This window comes from Streptomyces sp. NPDC090077, assembly GCF_044747545.1.
Taxonomy (GTDB): Bacteria; Actinomycetota; Actinomycetes; order Streptomycetales; family Streptomycetaceae; genus Streptomyces.
The window spans coordinates 86943-103910 of sequence record NZ_JBIVEG010000006.1; the positions used below are offsets into that span (position 1 = coordinate 86943).

The window sequence follows — 16968 nt, forward strand, 5'->3', positions numbered from 1 at the left end:
GCGCGGGTGTGGCGGGGGGCGGACGGTGCGGGTGAGCCGGGCGTGACGTGGGCCGGGGGGCCGGAGGAAAGCGTTCCGGTTGAGGGTGAGAATCTGTCCGGATGCCGATATCCGGAAGCACCCGGGGCGCCGGCGACCGCGCCGGCCGGGCCGCGCGCCGGGCGCCGTACGCCCTCACCGCCGCCCTGTTCCTCGCGTACGCCGTGCTCTCGGTGACCCGGTACCGGCGGATGGAGGAGGCCTCCTGGGACCTCGGGATATTCGAGCAGGCGGTGCGGGCCTACGCCTGGCTCCAGCCGCCCGTGGTGGACCTGAAGGGGCCCGGCTCCCACGTCCTCGGCGACCACTTCAGCCCGGTCATCGCCCTGATCGCCCCGCTCTACCGGCTCTTCCCGAGCCCCGTCACCCTCCTGGTGGTGCAGGCCGCCCTGATGGCCCTGTCCGCGCTGCCCGTCACCCGGGCCTCGGCGAAGCTCCTCGGGCAGGCCCGGGGGCTCGCGCTCGGGGCGGCGTACGGGCTGTCCTGGGGGATCCAGCGGGCCGTGGACTTCGACTTCCACGAGATCTGCTTCGCCGTGCCGCTGCTGGCCTTCGCCCTGGAGGCGCTGCTCGCGCGCCGCTGGCGAGCCGCCCTGGGCTGGGGGCTGCCGCTGCTGCTGGTCAAGGAGGACCTCGGGGTCACCCTGGCCGCCCTGGCCCTCGTCACGGCCTGGCGGGCCCGGCGCGCCGACCCGCGGGCCGCGCGGCTCGCCGCGGCCGTCGCCGCGGCGGGGGTGGCCGCCGCGGTACTGGTGTTCACGGTGGTGATCCCCGCCTTCGCCGCCGACGGCTACGCCTACTGGGAGAAGCTCGGCGGGGGCGCGGACGGGGGCGGCGGCCCGCTCGGCGGCCTCGGCACGAAGCTGACCACCCTCGGCTGGGTGCTGCTCCCCACCAGCGGGCTCCTCGCGCTGCGCTCCCCGCTGCTACTGGTGGCCGGGCCCACCCTGGGCTGGCGGTTCCTGTCCGGGGACCCGCACTACTGGTCCACCGACTTCCACTACAGCGCCGTCCTGATGCCGGTCGTCGCCCTCGCCCTGGCCGACGCCCTCGACACCGCCCGGCGCAGCCCCCGGCCGCGGGTGCGGGCGTACGCCCACCACCTGCCCGCCGCCGTGCTCGCGGCCGCCCTCGCGCTGAGCGCGACCAGCCTGCCGTTGGCCCGGCTCGGCGAGCGGTCCACGTACGAGAAGCCCGCGCGGGTGACCGCCGTCGAACGGCTGCTGGCGCAGATACCGGACGGGGTGCGGGTGGAGACGGTGTACGGCCCGCTGACCCGGCTGACCTCGCGCTGCCAGGTGTACTGGATCGGCGGCACCGAGGGGGTGCGGCCGGCCTTCCTGGTCTTCGACAACTCCGGCGACCGGGCCGGCGACCCCGTCGCCTACGCCGAGCGGCTGCACCCGGGGTCGCGCTTCGTGCTGACGGGCGAGGCGGGCGGGTACGTCCTGCTCCAGCGGGTGCTCTGAGCCGGATCCCGGCCCCGGACGGACGGCGCCGGCCCCGGACCGTCCCTGCGGACGGTCCGGGGCCGGCGCGTTCCCCCGTGGTTCCCCCGTTCTCTCCCCCGTGGTCCCCCGTGCTCTCCCCCGTGCTTTCCCCCGTACGACCGCCCCCGCTATTCGCTGGCGATCGCGTTCAGAACGTTCATCCGCCCCGCCCGGAAGGCCGGGACCAGTGCGGCGAACAGGCCCACCAGGGCCGAGCCGGCGAAGACGCCGATGATGGTCGGCCACGGGATCTCCAGCACCTTCAGCCCCTGGAGGGCGAGGAGCTGCTGGGCGGTGGCACCCCAGCCCATGCCCAGGCCGAGGCCCAGCAGGGCGCCGAACAGGGCGATGACCACCGACTCCAGACGGATCATGCGGCGCAGCTGGCGGCGGGAGAGGCCGATGGCGCGCATCAGGCCGATCTCGCGGGTCCGCTCGACCACCGAGAGGGCCAGGGTGTTCACGACGCCCAGCACCGCGACGATGATCGCGAGGGCGAGGAGCCCGTAGACCATGTTCAGCAGCTGACCGACCTGGTCCTTGAGGTCCTGCTTGTAGTCGGTCTGGTTGAGCACCTTGTACTGCGGGTACTCGGCCATGGCCGCCTTGAGCGCCGTGTACGCGCTGTCGGCCTGCCCCTTCTCGGCCTTGGCCAGCAGCATGAACGGGCGCGCCAGCTGGTCTGCCGGGACGTTGGCCTCGGCGGTCGCGGTGCTGATGTACTTCACGCCCTTGTCGAGGTTGCCCTCGTCCGAGGTGATCGCGGCGACCTTCAGCCGGACGGTCTTGCCGCCGTTGAAGGCCACCGTCAGCTCGTCGCCGACCTTGACGTGGTGCTTCTCTGCGTAGATCGAGCCCACCGCCATGGAACCGGCCGCGTACGCGTCCTTGTGCTCGCCGGCGATCGTCTTGCGGCGCACGTCCTGGGCGTACGTCGGGTCGGTGACGCTGAGCCGGTCCTTGGCGGAGGTGCCGTCCGGGGCGGTGATCTTCGCCTCGACCTCGCGGTACGCGGTGACGTGGTCCAGGCCCTTGGTGGCGCGCATGGCCTGCTCGGCCTGGGGCATCAGCGGCTGGCCGGTCTGCGAGGAGACGATGTAGTCGGCGCCGACGGAGCGGTCGAGTTCATCGGTGGCGGAGGCCACCATGGAGGAGCCGACCACCGACAGGCAGGCGACCAGCGCCAGTCCGATCATCAGCGCGGCGGCCGTGGCGCCGGTGCGGCGCGGGTTGCGCAGCGCGTTGCGCTCGGCGAGCCGGCCGACGGAGCCGAAGGGCCGCAGCACCGGGGCGGCGAGCACCCGGACGACGACGCCGGCCAGCAGCGGGCCGATCACGATGAAGCCGATGAGGCTGAACAGCACCCCGACGGCCAGCCACAGCGATCCCTCGCCGGCCTTCTCGGCGGCTCCGGCGAGGAACAGGGCCGCGGCACCGATGCCCGTGAGGACCAGGCCGAGGACCGCACGGACCGTGCCGGCCTTCTTGTCGCCGGGGGTGCCGGCGTCGCGCAGGGCCGCCATCGGGGAGACCTTGCCGGCCCGGCGGGCCGGGACGTAGGCGGCGACCACGGTGACGACGATGCCCAGGACCAGGCCGACGGCCGGGGTCGTCCACTTGACCGTCAGGTCGGCGGTGGACAGCTGCATGCCCATCTGGCCCATGAGCTTCATCAGGCCGACGGCCAGGCCCACGCCCGCCGCGACACCGGCGAGCGAGCCGACGACCCCGAGCAGGAAGGCCTCGATGAGGACCGAGCGGTTGATCTGGCCCCGGTCGGAGCCGATGGCGCGCATCAGGCCGATCTCGCGGGTGCGCTGGGCGACCAGCATCGAGAAGGTGTTGAAGATCAGGAAGATGCCGACGAGGAAGGCGATGCCGGCGAAGCCGAGCATCACGTACTTCATGACGTCGAGGAAGCCCATGTCCTTCTTGTTGGCGGCCGTGGCCTCCTTGGCCGTCTGCAGCTTGTACGTGTCGGCGCCGACCGCGGCCGCCACGTTCTTCTTCAGCTGCTCGTGCGTCACGCCGTCCTTGGCGGTGATGTTGACGTGGGTGAAGGTGCCCGGGGCGCCGAGCAGCTTCTCCTGGGCGGTGGCGGTGTCGAAGTAGACCATGGCCGCGCCCGGGTTGGTCACGGTGAAGGAGGCGATGCCGCTGATCTTCGCCCGGACGTCACCGGTGACGGCGATGGTGCGCAGCTCGTCGCCGAGCTTGAGCTTGTGCTTGTCGGCGGTGTCGGCGTCGACCATCACCTCGGTGGGGCCGCGCGGGGCGTGGCCGGAGGTGATCTTCATCGACTTGAGCTCGTTGTCGTTCCAGCTGCCCGCGATGGTCGGGGCTCCGGTGGTCGACCCCATGTTCTCGTTCTTGGAGTTGACGACCGTCACGGCCATGGAGACGACGCCGCCCTCGGCGGACTTGACGCCCTCGGCGCCGCGCGCCTTCTCCACCACGGAACCGGGCAGCCCCTCCGGCTTCCCGCGGTCGGGGACGTCCTCGCCGCCCTCGGCCCCCTTGGGGCTGATGGTGACGTCGGAGCTGGTGACCGCGAACAGCTTGTCGAAGGTGGTGTTCATGGTGTCGGTGAACACCAGGGTCCCGCAGACGAAGGCGACCGACAGCAGCACGGCGATCGCGGAGAGCGCCATCCTGCCCTTGTGCGCGAGGAAGTTCCGCCGCGCGGTCTTCATGACGGTCACGAGGTCCGCCCGCGCGCGTCGAAGTCCTTCATCCGGTCGAGGACCTGATCGGCGGTGGGCGCGTACATCTCGTCGACGATGCGGCCGTCGGCGAGGAAGATGACGCGGTCCGCGTAGGAGGCGGCGACCGGGTCGTGGGTGACCATCACGATGGTCTGGCCCAGCTGGTCGACCGACTGGCGCAGGAAGCCGAGGACCTCGGCGCCGGCGCGGGAGTCCAGGTTCCCGGTCGGCTCGTCGCCGAAGATGATCGCCGGGCGGGCGGCGAGGGCGCGGGCGACCGCCACGCGCTGCTGCTGGCCGCCGGACAGCTCGGTCGGGCGGTGCTTGAGGCGGCCGGCGAGGCCGACCGTCTGGACGACCCGGTCCAGCCACTGCGGGTCCGGCTTGCGGCCCGCGATGTCCATGGGGAGGGTGATGTTCTCCAGGGCGTTGAGCGTCGGCAGCAGGTTGAACGCCTGGAAGATGAAGCCGATCTTGTCCCGGCGCAGCTGCGTGAGCTTCTTGTCCTTCAGGCCGGTGATCTCGGTGTCCTCCAGGTGGATCTGCCCGCCCGTCACCGTGTCCAGCCCGGCGAGGCAGTGCATCAGCGTGGACTTGCCGGAGCCGGAGGGGCCCATGATCGCGGTGAACTGGCCGCGGTGGATGTCCACGTCCACGTGGTCGAGGGCGACCACGCGGGTCTCGCCGGAGCCGTAGGCCTTGACGACCTGGCGCGCCCGGGCCGCGACGGAGTTCTGCCCCCCGCCGCTGCCCTGCCTGGTTTCGGTCATCGCCGTTGTCACGGTGCTGTCTCCCCTGTTGGTGTGCCGGTCCTGCCGGTCCTGCGTGTGCCGGTGCGGCCGTGCGTGTCCGGCCGGTGTGCGCATGGCCGATTTCCGTACGGCCGCCGTCGAAGTCTGCTGCGCGGGGGCGGCCTGCGCGCTGGTGCCCGTGGCCGTATCCGCCGGGGGGTTAACCCCACCCCGCCCCCCGGCGGCCCCGCTCGTATGAACCAGTTAAGGACCTCGCGGGCCCTTCGGCCTCCTCCGCCGGGACGAACGTCCCCTGGACCCAAATGCGGACCCACCCCTAGGGGTTGTCCGCCCTTCGGCGGACCGGCGGTAGGGGACACCCACGGACCGGACGCCCGTGAGACGGGGATTCCGCCCGGCGCGGCCCGGTGAGATGGTGTTCCCCGCAGACGAGGGGAACGTGGTGGAAACAGGAGAAAGCGGGGCGAAGGGATCGGCGGAGACCCCTGCGGAAGGGCCGGCGGCCTTCGGAGGGCGGGCTTCAGCGGCCGCCCCCGGACCCGGAACGGACTCGGGGCCGGACTCGGGGGCGGGGCCGGACCCGGGGGCGGGGTCGGACCTGGGGACGGGGTCGGGCACACCCGGGCGGCCGCCCACCCGGGTGGTGGTGTCGCTGATGCTGAGCATGGCCCTGGTCGCGCTCGACAGCACGATCGTCTCCACCGCCGTCCCGCAGATCGTCGGGGACCTCGGCGGGTTCTCCGTCTTCTCCTGGCTGTTCTCCGGCTACCTCCTCGCCGTCACCGTCACCCTCCCCGTCTACGGCAAGCTCAGCGACACCTTCGGCCGCAAGCCGGTCCTGCTCTTCGGCACCGCCCTCTTCCTGGCCGGCTCCCTGCTCTGCGCGTCCGCCTGGAACATGGCCGCGCTCATCGCCTTCCGGATCGTCCAGGGGCTGGGCGGCGGAGCCCTGCAGAGCACCGTGCAGACCCTGGCCGCCGACCTCTACCCGCTGCGCGACCGCCCCCGCATACAGGCCCGGATGACCACCGTGTGGGCGAGCTCCGCCCTGCTCGGCCCGGCGCTCGGCGGCGTGCTCGCCGAGTACGCGGGCTGGCGCTGGACCTTCCTGATCAACGTGCCGCTCGCCGGGCTGGCCCTCTGGCTGACCGCCCGCCACCTCGTGGAGCCCGTACGCTCCCCCGGCCGCCGGGGCCCGGTGGACTGGGCCGGGGCGCTCGCCGTCTTCGCCTGCGGCGGGCTGCTGCTGTTCGCGCTGGTGCAGGGCGGGGTGGCCTGGCCCTGGCTGTCGGCGCCCTCGCTGGCGCTGCTGGGCGCGAGCGCGGTCCTGGCCGCCGTGGTGGTCCGGGTGGAACGCCGGGCCGCAGAACCGATCCTGCCCGGCTGGGTGTGGCGGCGGCGCACCATCGCCGCCGTCAACCTGGCGATGGCGGCGCTGGGGCTGCTGATGGTCGCCCCGATGGTGTTCATGCCGACGTACGCCCAGTCCGTGCTCGGGCTCGGGCCGGTCGGAGCCGGGCTGCTGACCGCCCTGATGACCCTGAGCTGGCCGCTGTCGGCCGCCTTCTGCCAGCACGTGTACCGGCGCATCGGCTTCCGCGACACCGCCGCCCTGGGCGTGGGCCTGGCGTCGGTGGTCCTGTTCGCCTTCACCCTGCTGCCGTACCCGGCGCGGCCGTGGCAGCCCGCGCTGGTGATGCTGCTGCTGGGCGCCGCCCTCGGGCTCTTCCAGCTGCCGCTGATGGTCGGGGTGCAGTCCACGGTGGGCTGGGCCGAGCGGGGGACCACGACGGCCTCGGTGCTGTTCTGCCGCACCGTCGGGCAGAGCGTGGGGGCCGCGCTGCTGGGGGCGGTGGCCAACGCGACCGTCACCGCCCGGCTGGCGGGGACGCCGCTGCCGGGGCTGCCGGAGCACCTCGACGACGTGTCGCGGGCCCTGGCGGAACCGGGCGGGCTGTCGCCGGCCGCCGCGGAGCACCTGCGGGGGGCGGTGGCGGCCGCGGTGGAGCACATCTTCCTCGGCGCGACGGCCGCCGGGGTGGCGGCCGTGCTGGTGCTGCTGCTGGTGGCGCCCCGCAGGTTCCCGGTGCTGCCGGAGCACCAGTAGCAGGGGGGCGGCTCGCGGCCGGGCCCGGCCCGCGGGGCGGGTTGTCATGTTCGGGCCCAGTGGGCGACCCTCGTCCCCAGGACCGTTTCCGGGGGGACGACATGGCATCCGCACTCTTCGCGCTCGCGTTACTGGCCGCCCTGGCCGGACCGGTGGCCCTGCGCCTGCGCAGCAGGCCGGGCTTCGTCACCGGCCGCGACGGCCGGCTCTCCACCTCCACCACCCTCGCGCTGGCCTGGACGGTGATCCTGGTCTGGCTGCTGCTCACGATCCTCGCGTACGGGCTGACGGCCGGTGGCGGCGTCTCCTACTTCCGCACCTCCGGCTCCGACGGCCCGCTGGCCTCCCTGACCTCGGTCTACCTGCCGCTGCTCGGGGGCCCGTACGCGGCCCTGATCGCCGCGAAGGCGGTCGTCGGCTTCCGGATCGAGAGCGGCACCCTGGCCAAGCCGGCCCCCAAACCCACCCCCGGCGGCCGCCGCCCGCTGCGCGAGCTGATCGCGAACGACAGCGGCCGGACCGACCTGGTCGACCTCCAGTACGTGGCCCTGAGCGCGGTCACGATGCTCTACGTCGTCCTCTTCTTCCTCTCCGACGTGGGCGGCGGGCTCCCCCGGCTGCCCGCCGAGATCTGGGCGCTGACCGGCGCTCCGGCGGGCGCCTACCTGGTGAACAAGATGGCCACCCGCGCCAACCCGGTGATCACCGACGTGACCGTCACCCCCGAGGGACTGCTCCGGGTGGAGGGCGGCGGCTTCACCGAGCCCCGCCTCACGCTGGACGACACCCCGCTCGCGGTGACGCCGGACGCGGCGACCGGAGCCCTGACCGCCCCGCTGCCGGCCACGGCGAAGCCGCCGTTCACGGTGGTGGTCGTCTCGCGCGGGCTGCGCAGCGACCCGTACCGCTACGAGGGCGCGCCCGCGGTCCCCGCCCCGCGGGCATGACGGGGGCCCGGCACCCCCGGGTGCCGGGCCCCTCGTCGCGCCCGGGGAAGATCAGCCGATCATCCGGAACGGGGACTCGAAGGTGTCGGCGTCCTCCGCGTCGACGGCGTCGCTGCCGCTGTCGGCCGGCTGCTGGACGGGGGCCTGGGCGGCGTCCTCGCGCTTCTCGTCCTTCTGCTGCCCCTGCCCCGGCTCGGCGGCCTCGAAGGCCACGGCGGAGGCATCGAAGTCGCCCGCCTTCTCACCCGGACCCGCAGCCGCGACCGGCTCGCCCTCGCAGTTCTTGTTGTCGAAGAACAGGGCCACCTTGTCGGTCTCGTTGACGACTTCCTCGATCGGGGCGTCGGTCACGGCCAGCGCGTGGCACTTGTCCTCGGCCAGGTCGCTCACCTGCCCGGTCTTGCTGGCGCCGTCCTTGACGAAGGTGTAGCTGAGGACCTTGCCGTCGTCCGCGAGCGCGGTGGCGGCGGTCGGCAGGACGAGGGTGAGGGCTCCGGCGAGGGCGACGGCGGTGGTGCGAAGACGCATGAGGGGGTTCCGTTCTTCTCTTCCGCGGGCGGATGCCGGTCCGGTGGCATCCGGGAGGGAGCGTAGGAGCGCGGCGCGCTGGCGAAACCTTTCCTCGCCGGGAGCGCGCCCCGAGGTTCACCCGCCCTGCCCCCACGGGCTCAGCCCGCCGCCTCCTCCGGGGAGATCCGGTTGACCCGCCACCCCTCGGGGGTCTCGGTCAGCGTCAGGGCCCCGATCCAGTCCGTTCCGCCCTCGGGGTACTCCCATTCGTCCGGGTCCGCCAGCACCTCCGGCAGCACCTCGCGCGGCACGACCTCGCCCGGCTGGAACCCCGGGGTCCCGTCGGGCGCGACCCACGGGGCCACCCGGCGCACCTCGATCCAGCCCCGGTCGACGAGGTCGAGCAGGATCGGGGACAGCTCGGCGACGGGCAGCTCCTTGTCCTCCTCGGCCAGGTCGCCCCAGACGCCGGGCAGGATGTCGATCTCGAAGGCACTGATCATGAAGGCCCGCTGGCTCTCGGTCAGCGACTCCCACTCGCGGCTCACACGCCCTCCCCCTTGTGCCGGGCGTAGTAACGGGCCACCCGGGCCCGGTTGCCGCAGGCCGAGGCCACGCACCAGCGGCGGCGGGGGTGGGCGGGCAGGAAGAGCAGCACGCAGTCCTCCGCCTCGCACGCGCGCACCGCCGTCACCCGGGGGTCCGTGAGCAGCTGCACCACGGCCTCCGCGAGCTCGGCGGCGAGCCGCCGGGCGGGGGCGGCCTCCCGGTAGGGGGCCGCCGTCATGCCGGTCAGCGCCGTCCAGGACAGCTCGGTGCGGGCCGGGGCGGCGGCGAGGATCCCGTTGAGGGCGTCCAGCTCGCCGGCCGGGGGACGCTCACCGCGCCGCGCGGCGGCGAGCAGCGGCCCGGCCGCCTCCCGCACGGCGTGCGCGGCGGCCACCTCGTCCTCCCCGACCTCCGGGACGTGGCTCAGCCGCCCGGGCTGCTCGGCCAGCCAGGCGGCGAGTCCCGCCCGGTCGGCGATGAGGTCGCCGGAGCCGGCGGGCCGGGTGTTCAGCAGATCGAGGGCGAGGGGCTCGCCCAGCAGCGGGAAGACGTTCACCCGACTAATGCTAGCAATCCCTCTTGACCCATTAGCCGCATCTCCCGCAGACTAATGCCACCGAAGCCCAAGGAGGCATGTGATGATCGCTCACCGCACCGTCGACGTGGACGGCGTGACCGTCGCCTACCGCGAGAGCGGCCCGGCCGACGGCCCGGTCCTGCTGCTCCTGCACGGCTTCCCGACCGCCTCGCACCAGTTCACCCGCCTGATGGACGCCCTCGCCGACGCCCCCGTCCGGCTGATCGCCCCCGACTACCCCGGCTTCGGCCGCACCACCGCCCCGGCCGGGTTCACGTACACCTTCGACCGGCTCGCCGACATCGTGGAGGGCTTCACCGACGCCCTCGGCCTGGACCGCTTCGCGCTGTACGCCTTCGACTTCGGCGCCCCCGTCGGACTGCGGCTCGCCACCCGCCGGCCGGACCGCGTCACGCACCTGATCGTCCAGAACGGCAACGCCTACGACGAGGGCCTCTCCGACGCCGCCCGGGAGTTCGCCGGGCTGCGGCGCGAGGTGCCCGGCAACGAGGAACGCGTCCGCGCCCTGTTCACGGAGGAGGGCACCCGCTTCCAGTACGAGACCGGCGTCGCGGACCCCGCCCTCGTCTCCCCCGACAACTGGACGCTCGACGTCCACTACCTCGGCCTGCCCGGCCGCGCCGACGCCCAGGCCGACCTCGCCTTCGACTACGCCTCGAACTTCGCCCACTACCCCGCCTGGCAGGCCTGGCTCCGCACGGCCGCCGTCCCGGTGCTCGTCGTCTGGGGCGCGGGCGACCCCTTCTTCACCCCGGCGGGCGCCAAGGCCTACCTCCGCGACGCACCCCACGCCGACGTGCACGTCTTCGAGGGCGCGGGCCACTTCGCCCTGGAGACGCACCTCTCCGAGATCGCCCCGCTGATCCGCGACTTCCTCACCCCGCCCGCCGCCGGCCGGTGACGCCCCCGGGACGCCGCACCGCGTGCACCCCGGCCCCCGCCCGGTACGACGCCGCGACGACGGCAACGCTGCCGTCCAGCGCCAGCGCGGTGAAGCCGGGGCGGCCGGCGCCCAACCCGAGAAACGTTTCCGCACCGGCCCCCATGACGTCCCACCCCTCCAGCAACCGCACCCGCCGCCAGCGGCCCTCCCCACCGGGCGCCATCAGCAGGAACGCACCGTCCTCGCCGAACAGGCCCTCGGCCACGGCGAGGCGGTGCCAACAGCCGTTGAGCGCCTCCACGAGCCGCGGGTCCGCGTACCGGACGTAGACGCCCCCGGAAACCTCCCCCTCGACGCACGGAACCGGCGCCGGCTCCCCGCCGGGCAGCACCTCGACCCCCGCGCGCCTCCACGCCCCGTCGCCCACTAGGACCGGAAGCCCACGATCCCGAACCCGGGCCGCGCCTCGACCTGCCGCAGCCACCCCAGCACGTCCTGGACGGCCTCCGCGACCTCCCTCTCCAGCAGCGGGGGGTTCCCCTGCCGCTTGGTCTCCTCGAACTGCTCCAGCGCCTTCACGCACTCCCCGTACGTCCACTCGCCGCACCCCGGCGTGTACGTGGACGGCAGCCCGGCGGGCAGACCGGAGAAGTCGAACTCCTCGACCGAAACGGCGTCGATCTTCAGCGCCCGCAGCCCCGCGTCGACCATCGACAGCCAGTCGCCCCGGTACGGGGAGAAGGAGGAGTTGTCGAGGAAGGAGCCGGTCAGGTCGCAGAGCCGCTTGTAGGCGTAGGCGTACTGGAAGGCGTGCTCCCGGTCCTCGCTGAACGGCCCCCCGTGCACCACCGCGCGCAGCGCCTCGTACGCACGGGGCGCGCCGTTCTCGATCTCGGAGTCGAACCAGTCGTCGTCGTGCGCGAGATCGGCCGCGAACCTCGTCCGTACGGTCTCCAGGAGCGCATCGTCGCGGGAGCCGACGAGGGCGTGGGTGGCGTTCAGGTCGAGCAGGTACACACTCAGCGAAGAACTCATGCCGCGAGGCTAACGCCGCCCACTGACAACCCACTTGGTTGCCCCGAGTACGGTGCGGGCATGCCCGAGGCCCTTCCCCCCGATGTCGCCGGCGTACTGGAGCTCCTCCTCGCGGACGGCGACCCGGCACTCCGCGCCCAGGTGCCGCACCTGCGCCTGAACGGGCGCTGCGCCTGCGGCTGCGGCACCGCGTACTTCGACCTCGACACCGCCGGCCTCCGCCCGGCGCCGTGCGGGCCGGGCAGAGCAGTGGCGGCCGAGGCCCCGATCCACACCGAGGACGGCGACTGCGCGGGCGAGGTGCTGGTCTTCACCGAGGACGGTTACCTGTCGTGGCTGGAGGTCTGCTCCTGGAGCGACGGCACCCAGCTCACCCTGGCCACGGCCCACGAGTCCCTCCGCCGGGGCCGCCCATAGACCGGTACCCGCCGGGGGCGGGGACGGGGTGGGGTGTCGTCCGGGACTAAAACGAGATGACTTCCGCGCGCGGTACCTCGCGCATCCGGATCCGGAACGGGCGCCGAACATCGAAGCCCGTCCCGGACGACACCCCACCCCGTCCCCGCCACCGGCCCCGCAGCACGCCCCCGGCCCCCGCCCGCCCGGCAGGGCAGCGGCCCCAACGTCAACCGCCCGGCCAGGGCAACGGCAGGGGCTACCCCTCCGCCGGTGCCGCACGCCCCGTCAGGGCCGCCAGGCTGGAGCGGACGTGGCTCATGTGGGCCCGCATCTCCTCCTGCGCCTCCTCGTGTTCCCGCAGGATCCGCTCCGTCTCGCGCCCCGTCCGCTCCTCCCGGACCCGCGCCTGGGCGATCAGCTCCTCCGCCCGCGCCTCCGCGTCCTCCTGGCCGTGCCGCGCCGACTCCTCCGCCTCCGCGTACCCCCGCCGCGCCTCCGCCAGCCGCGCTTCCGCGTGCCGCTCCAGCTCCGCGTACCGCGCGTCCTGCTCGTCAGCCCGCGCCGCCAGCTCCCGGCCCGAGGCGTCCCACCGCTCGACCTGCTCCTGTTCCCGCTCCGCGAGCAGCGCCCGCGCCCGGCGTCCCGTCTCCGCCAGCGCGGCCTGCGCCTCGGAGCGCCAGCCCGACGCGTCCTCCCGCGCCTCCGACCGGAGCCCGTCCGCCTCCCGCTGCGCCCGCAGCAGCCCCTGCCGCGCCCGCACCTCGGTCTGCTCCCGCACCGCCTCCGCGTCGTGCCGCGCGAGCTCGGCCACCCGGTCGGCGTGCGCCTCGGCCGCGCCCGCCGCCTCCGCCGCGTCCGCCCGCGCCTCCTCCCGCAGGACCTCCGACTCCTCCTGCGCCAGTTGCAGGATCCGCCGCGCGCGCTCGCTCAGCTCGTCGTACGTCTGCGGGGCCAGCGCGGCCACGGCCGCCCGCAACCGTTCGGCCTCCGCCTCCATCTGACGGGCCAGCACGGTCAGCCGCGCCACCCGCTCCCAGGCCTCGTCCCGGCTGCCGGACAGCCGCGCGAGGTACCGGTCGACTTCGTCCGTCCGGTAGCCGCGACCGCGCACAGTCGCAAAGGGTGCAGTCATCCTGGGAGCGCCTCTCTCGCGGGGATTGCTGTCAAGGATGCGTCATTTGGTCGCAGAAGCCGGAATGGCCGGGCCGGATCCCCCGCACGAGGGGATCCGGCCCGGCCGTTCCGAAGGTCAAGCCGTCAGAGCAGGCCGTCCCACATCTGCTCCAGCAGCACCGACCACCAGCTCTCGGGCGAGGCCAGCGCCGCACTGTCCAGACCCGCCAGATTCGCCTGGAAATCGACGGTCCAACGCCCCGCCTGCTCCGGCGTCAGATGCTGTCGCAGGCGCCACATGTGACCCAGCATCGCCAGCGAACGCGCGAACTGCGGCAGGCTCGAGTTCACGAACTGCGGCGGCACGGGCGCCCCGCCGGGACCGGCCTCGACCGGCACCGCCACTATGTGCGCGGTCCCGTACTGGACGCACAGCGCCTTGCCGAAGTCGCTGCCGACGACCAGGTACGAGCCCGCGTCGGACGCCGGCTGCACCCCGCGCTGCGCGGCCAGCTCGGCCAGCGTCGGCACCGGCTGGCCGGGCACCGCCTGCGCCCAGAAGAACGGACCGAAGTCGACCGGCAGGCCCGCCCACATCAGGGTCTGCGCCACGATCTCCGGCACGCCCTGACGGGACACCGCCCGCTGGTCGAAGCGGAAGACCCCCTGCGGCCCGAAGGCGCCCGCCAGTTCCTGCGCGATCGCGTCCATCGGGATCGCCGGCTGGAGCGGCACCTGCGGCAGCGGCGCCCGGACCGGCGCGGGGCGTGCGGGGCCGTCGGCCACCTGGTGCAGCTCACCCTGATGGGTGAGCAGGTGCCGCATGCCCTGCTGACGGCCCGCGTGGTCGGTTCCGTACGGGGCCACGCTGGTGATCCGCACCTGCGGCCAGGTCTCCCGGATCATCCGGGCGCAGTAGCCGCCGGGCAGCTCGCAGGAGGCCAGCTCGGTGTGCAGCTCCAGTACCTGCTGCGGCGGCACGTTCATCGCGCGCAGTTCGTACAGGATCTGCCACTCGGGGTGCGGGGTGCCGGGCGCCGAGCGGCGGATCAGCTGCTGCTCGGAGCCGTCGGGCGCACGGTAGCGCAGCACGGCCTGGTAGCCGGGGCCGACCGTGGGCGCGCCGGACGGGGCCTGCGGCTGTGCCGCCGGGCCGGGCGGCGGACCGGGGGGCATGCCGGGCGGACCGGGCGGCTGGACCGCACCGGGACCGGCCAGCATGGTCGCGGCATGGTGCGCACCGGCACCGGGCGCACCAGGAGCACCCGGCGGGCCGGGCGGAGCGGGCGGCTGCACGACGGCGGGGCCGGCGAGCATCGTCGCGGCGTGGTCGATCCCCCCGCCCAGGGAGCCGGACCCCCCGGGCACACCGGGGGCCCCGGGCGGACCGGGCGGCGTCGGCGCACCGGGAGGCCCGGGCGGACCGGGCGGCTGCACCATGCCCGGCGCCGCCAGCATGGTCGCGGCATGATGCGCACCGGCACCGGGCGCACCCGGGGCACCGGGCGCGCCGGGAGCACCCGGAGGCGCGGGCGGAGCCGGCGGACCAGGCGGACCAGGAGGCGCCGACGGACCGGGCGGCTGCACGACGGCCGGGCCGGCGAGCATCGTCGCGGCGTGGTCGATCCCCCCGCCCAGGGAACCGGGCGGACCGGGCGGCGCCGGCGGCGTCCCCGGAGGCGCCGGCGGCGTTCCCGGAGGCGCCGGCGTCGTGCCCGGCGCGGCCAGCATCGTCGCGGCGTACGCCGCCCCGCCGCCCGGCGCACCCGGAGCCCCGGGCGCACCCGCCGGGACCGGCGGCGTCTGCGGGGGCTGCTGCGGCGCCGGCGGCGCGTGCGGAGGCTGCGGGGGCTGCGCGACCCCGCCCGGCGGGGAGACGCGGGCCCGGCTCGCCGGCGCGTCGGCGATGCCCGGGGCCTCCGCCGGAACCGCCACCACCGGGGCGACGGTCGTCCTCGGCAGCTGGCTGCCACCCGCCATCAGCGTGGTCTTGGCCTCCGGGGCCACCCCCGAGGCGGCGGGCGCGTCGTCCAGGTCGGAGCCGGACAGCGGCGGCGCGAAGACGGTGGCGGGCAGCGGCACGGAGCCGTCGTCGGCACCGGAGTTCACGTCCGTCCCGGCCCACGGCGTGGAACCGGACGGCACCCCGTCGTTCGCGGGCTCGTGGGGCACCCCGGCCCCGTGACCGCCGCGCCCGAGCGGAACCGCCCCCTGCGCAGCCCCGGAACCCGGACCCGAGCCCGAGCCGGCAGCCGCGGCCGGCGCGGGCGCCGAGGCCCCCGCCGCCGGGATCCCCGCCCGGTCGGCCGCCTCCTGGAGCCACTGCGGCGGCGCCATCATGAAGGAGGTCTGCTCCGAGTCGATCCGCGGCGGCGGAACCGAAGCCTCCGAGGACGCCGGCGCGGCAGCCGCCCCGTACTCCTCCTCGTACCTCCGGATCACCTCGCCGACCGGCAGCCCGGGCCACAGCGTCACCTCGCCGCTGTCCCGCGCGATGACCAGCCGCTGCCGGCCCCCGCCGGACACCGGACCGGCCGCCCGGTCCTCGGCCCACACCACGAACCCGAGCCCGAACTCCCGTACCCGCACCTCACGGTGCTGGTACGCGGGCACGTCCCCGTTGATCCATTCCTCGGCGCGCTCCTGCGCCTGCGCGAACGTCACCACGACGCCGTCACCCCTCACCCATGCCGGCGCCGGACACTGCAACCGAACGCGCGAATCCGCCGTCCACCATCAGACCGGCCACCGTCTCCAGCTCCGGCGGATTACCCGCCAACCGCTCCAGGAAGGCATCGAAATCGGCACCGCACGGAAGCAACAGCCGCTCGACCCGCTCCTGCACCGTCCAGCCGTCCCGGTCGCGGCCGTCGTCGTACGGGGAGAACCAGACGGAGCCCACGCCCTCGCCCTTCACCTTCACCGCGAGCAGCCCGCCCTGGACGAAGGCCACGCACAGGTAGTCCTTCGTCAGGTGGTCCCGCAGGCACTTGTTGACGTACACGAGGTCGTTGACGGCCGCTTCCTCGCGCACCGTGAAGAACGGCTGGTCCACCAGCAGCCCCAGCTCGACCAGCAGCCCGGCGCCCACCGGCGCGCAGCCGCCCGCCGCCTTCAGGAAGGAGCGGTACGCCTCGGGCAGCCGGTAGCCGAGGTCCTCCTCGACCCCCTGCACCTGGAGCTCCGACACCGACACCAGGGCCTTCGGCAGCCCGAGGTGCGCCGGACGCGCCTCCTGCAGCGGCCGCGCCCCGCGCTTGTCGTGGTCCACCGGGGCCGTCGCCAGGCCCGCGTGGTGCCGCAGCAGCGCCTTGACCTCGACCGGGACCAGCTCCATCCGCCGCGAGCCGGCGACGTGGTGCCAGGTCCAGCCGTGCGGGGTCGCCACCGGGCCCACCGTGTCCCACAGCGGGTGGCCGGAGGCGCGCATCGCCGCGTTGGCGGAGACGAAGTCCGTCAGGCGCAGCTCGTCCACGCCGAAGCCCTCCGGGGGCTCGGCGATCTCCACGGCCGCGCGTGCGTAGCGCGAGAAGTCGGGATGACCGTTGCCGTCCATCCGCACCCCGTGGGGATGCCGAGCGGCCCGGACCGGGTCCGGGAAATGCACGACCTGCCCCGAGTAAGCGGCGTTGGGTGGCGCGGCCTGCTGCCCGAGCCGACCTGTCGTCATGGCGGTAGCCCCCTGCTGGATCTGGCTGGTTCACCACAGCCTATGTGCTCCGGCAAGACCCTCACCCGCCCCCGAGTCCCGCGTGCACCGACGGGGCGGGAACATCCGAATTGATACGAATATTCGACCCCGCTTCCGCGCGACAGGTGACATTTGACAGGCTGTCCCGCA

Annotated in this window: 15 protein-coding genes; 5 read left to right on the forward strand and 10 right to left on the reverse strand. The window is 74.3% G+C overall.

The window, feature by feature from the left end; translation table 11 throughout:
- Positions 1–101 precede the first annotated feature (101 nt).
- Complete coding sequence (locus ACIPW5_RS12815; protein WP_401243985.1) at positions 102–1508, forward strand: DUF2079 domain-containing protein; 1407 nt, start codon at positions 102–104, stop codon at positions 1506–1508.
- Positions 1509–1657: 149 nt separating this feature from the next.
- Here ACIPW5_RS12815 and ACIPW5_RS12820 read toward each other — a convergent pair whose 3' ends face one another.
- Entirely contained in the window at positions 1658–4231 is a 2574-nt protein-coding gene (locus ACIPW5_RS12820; RefSeq protein ID WP_401243987.1) for an ABC transporter permease, read from the reverse strand.
- A complete protein-coding gene (locus ACIPW5_RS12825) occupies positions 4228–5004 on the reverse strand; it encodes an ABC transporter ATP-binding protein (RefSeq protein WP_401243988.1) in 777 nt (258 codons plus the stop codon). The genes ACIPW5_RS12820 and ACIPW5_RS12825 overlap by 4 nt, the downstream gene beginning before the upstream one ends.
- 637 nt (positions 5005–5641) lie before the next feature.
- Here ACIPW5_RS12825 and ACIPW5_RS12830 point away from each other — a divergent pair.
- Entirely contained in the window at positions 5642–7093 is a 1452-nt protein-coding gene (locus tag ACIPW5_RS12830) for an MDR family MFS transporter (protein ID WP_401243990.1), read from the forward strand.
- A 101-nt stretch (positions 7094–7194) separates the two neighbouring features.
- Positions 7195–8040 (forward strand): hypothetical protein, encoded by an 846-nt coding sequence (locus tag ACIPW5_RS12835; RefSeq protein ID WP_401243992.1) that lies wholly within the window; start codon positions 7195–7197, stop codon positions 8038–8040.
- 51 nt (positions 8041–8091) lie between these two features.
- Here ACIPW5_RS12835 and ACIPW5_RS12840 read toward each other — a convergent pair whose 3' ends face one another.
- From ACIPW5_RS12840 to ACIPW5_RS12850, 3 genes are all read right to left on the reverse strand, one after another.
- A complete protein-coding gene (locus ACIPW5_RS12840) occupies positions 8092–8568 on the reverse strand; it encodes a hypothetical protein (protein ID WP_401243993.1) in 477 nt (158 codons plus the stop codon).
- A 140-nt stretch (positions 8569–8708) separates the two neighbouring features.
- Positions 8709–9098: a hypothetical protein gene (locus ACIPW5_RS12845; protein WP_401243995.1), complete on the reverse strand. Its 390-nt coding sequence runs from the start codon at positions 9096–9098 to the stop codon at positions 8709–8711.
- On the reverse strand, positions 9095–9655 hold the full coding sequence (locus tag ACIPW5_RS12850; protein WP_401243997.1) for a CGNR zinc finger domain-containing protein: 561 nt from the start codon (positions 9653–9655) through the stop codon (positions 9095–9097). The genes ACIPW5_RS12845 and ACIPW5_RS12850 overlap by 4 nt, the downstream gene beginning before the upstream one ends.
- A gap of 82 nt (positions 9656–9737) precedes the next feature.
- Here ACIPW5_RS12850 and ACIPW5_RS12855 point away from each other — a divergent pair, with 82 nt between their 5' ends.
- On the forward strand, positions 9738–10598 hold the full coding sequence (locus ACIPW5_RS12855; protein ID WP_401243998.1) for an alpha/beta fold hydrolase: 861 nt from the start codon (positions 9738–9740) through the stop codon (positions 10596–10598).
- On the opposite strand, the gene ACIPW5_RS12860 is transcribed toward ACIPW5_RS12855, so the two are convergent.
- Positions 10573–11007, reverse strand: coding sequence for a hypothetical protein (locus ACIPW5_RS12860; RefSeq protein ID WP_401243999.1), 435 nt, complete (start codon positions 11005–11007; stop codon positions 10573–10575). The two genes, ACIPW5_RS12855 and ACIPW5_RS12860, sit on opposite strands and share 26 nt — an antisense overlap.
- Positions 11007–11615 carry a hypothetical protein gene (locus tag ACIPW5_RS12865; protein ID WP_401244000.1) on the reverse strand — a complete coding sequence of 203 codons (609 nt, stop codon included), beginning with the start codon at positions 11613–11615 and terminating at the stop codon, positions 11007–11009. The genes ACIPW5_RS12860 and ACIPW5_RS12865 overlap by 1 nt, the downstream gene beginning before the upstream one ends.
- 60 nt (positions 11616–11675) lie before the next feature.
- Here ACIPW5_RS12865 and ACIPW5_RS12870 point away from each other — a divergent pair, with 60 nt between their 5' ends.
- On the forward strand, positions 11676–12032 hold the full coding sequence (locus ACIPW5_RS12870) for a hypothetical protein (protein WP_401244002.1): 357 nt from the start codon (positions 11676–11678) through the stop codon (positions 12030–12032).
- A gap of 238 nt (positions 12033–12270) precedes the next feature.
- Here the strand turns inward: ACIPW5_RS12870 and ACIPW5_RS12875 are convergent, their stop codons facing one another.
- The 3 genes from ACIPW5_RS12875 to ACIPW5_RS12885 all read right to left on the reverse strand — a co-directional run bounded on the left by ACIPW5_RS12875 (position 12271) and on the right by ACIPW5_RS12885 (position 16797).
- Positions 12271–13146 (reverse strand): cellulose-binding protein, encoded by an 876-nt coding sequence (locus tag ACIPW5_RS12875; RefSeq protein ID WP_401244004.1) that lies wholly within the window; start codon positions 13144–13146, stop codon positions 12271–12273.
- 125 nt (positions 13147–13271) lie between these two features.
- Entirely contained in the window at positions 13272–15794 is a 2523-nt protein-coding gene (locus ACIPW5_RS12880) for an SUKH-4 family immunity protein (RefSeq protein ID WP_401244006.1), read from the reverse strand.
- Between the two features lie 7 nt (positions 15795–15801).
- Positions 15802–16797, reverse strand: coding sequence for an SMI1/KNR4 family protein (locus tag ACIPW5_RS12885; RefSeq protein ID WP_401244007.1), 996 nt, complete (start codon positions 16795–16797; stop codon positions 15802–15804).
- Between the last annotated feature and the right edge of the window lie 171 nt (positions 16798–16968).

Excerpts from the sequence above, each read along its gene's own strand:
- ACIPW5_RS12815 (WP_401243985.1), top strand. The coding sequence starts at position 102 with ATGCCGATATCCGGAAGCACCCGGGGCGCCGGCGACCGCGCCGGCCGG.
- ACIPW5_RS12825 (WP_401243988.1), bottom strand. The coding sequence starts at position 5,004 with ATGACCGAAACCAGGCAGGGCAGCGGCGGGGGGCAGAACTCCGTCGCG.
- ACIPW5_RS12830 (WP_401243990.1), top strand. The coding sequence starts at position 5,642 with ATGCTGAGCATGGCCCTGGTCGCGCTCGACAGCACGATCGTCTCCACC.
- ACIPW5_RS12835 (WP_401243992.1), top strand. The coding sequence starts at position 7,195 with ATGGCATCCGCACTCTTCGCGCTCGCGTTACTGGCCGCCCTGGCCGGA.
- ACIPW5_RS12840 (WP_401243993.1), bottom strand. The coding sequence starts at position 8,568 with ATGCGTCTTCGCACCACCGCCGTCGCCCTCGCCGGAGCCCTCACCCTC.
- ACIPW5_RS12855 (WP_401243998.1), top strand. The coding sequence starts at position 9,738 with ATGATCGCTCACCGCACCGTCGACGTGGACGGCGTGACCGTCGCCTAC.
- ACIPW5_RS12865 (WP_401244000.1), bottom strand. The coding sequence starts at position 11,615 with ATGAGTTCTTCGCTGAGTGTGTACCTGCTCGACCTGAACGCCACCCAC.
- ACIPW5_RS12870 (WP_401244002.1), top strand. The coding sequence starts at position 11,676 with ATGCCCGAGGCCCTTCCCCCCGATGTCGCCGGCGTACTGGAGCTCCTC.
- ACIPW5_RS12875 (WP_401244004.1), bottom strand. The coding sequence starts at position 13,146 with ATGACTGCACCCTTTGCGACTGTGCGCGGTCGCGGCTACCGGACGGAC.
- ACIPW5_RS12885 (WP_401244007.1), bottom strand. The coding sequence starts at position 16,797 with ATGACGACAGGTCGGCTCGGGCAGCAGGCCGCGCCACCCAACGCCGCT.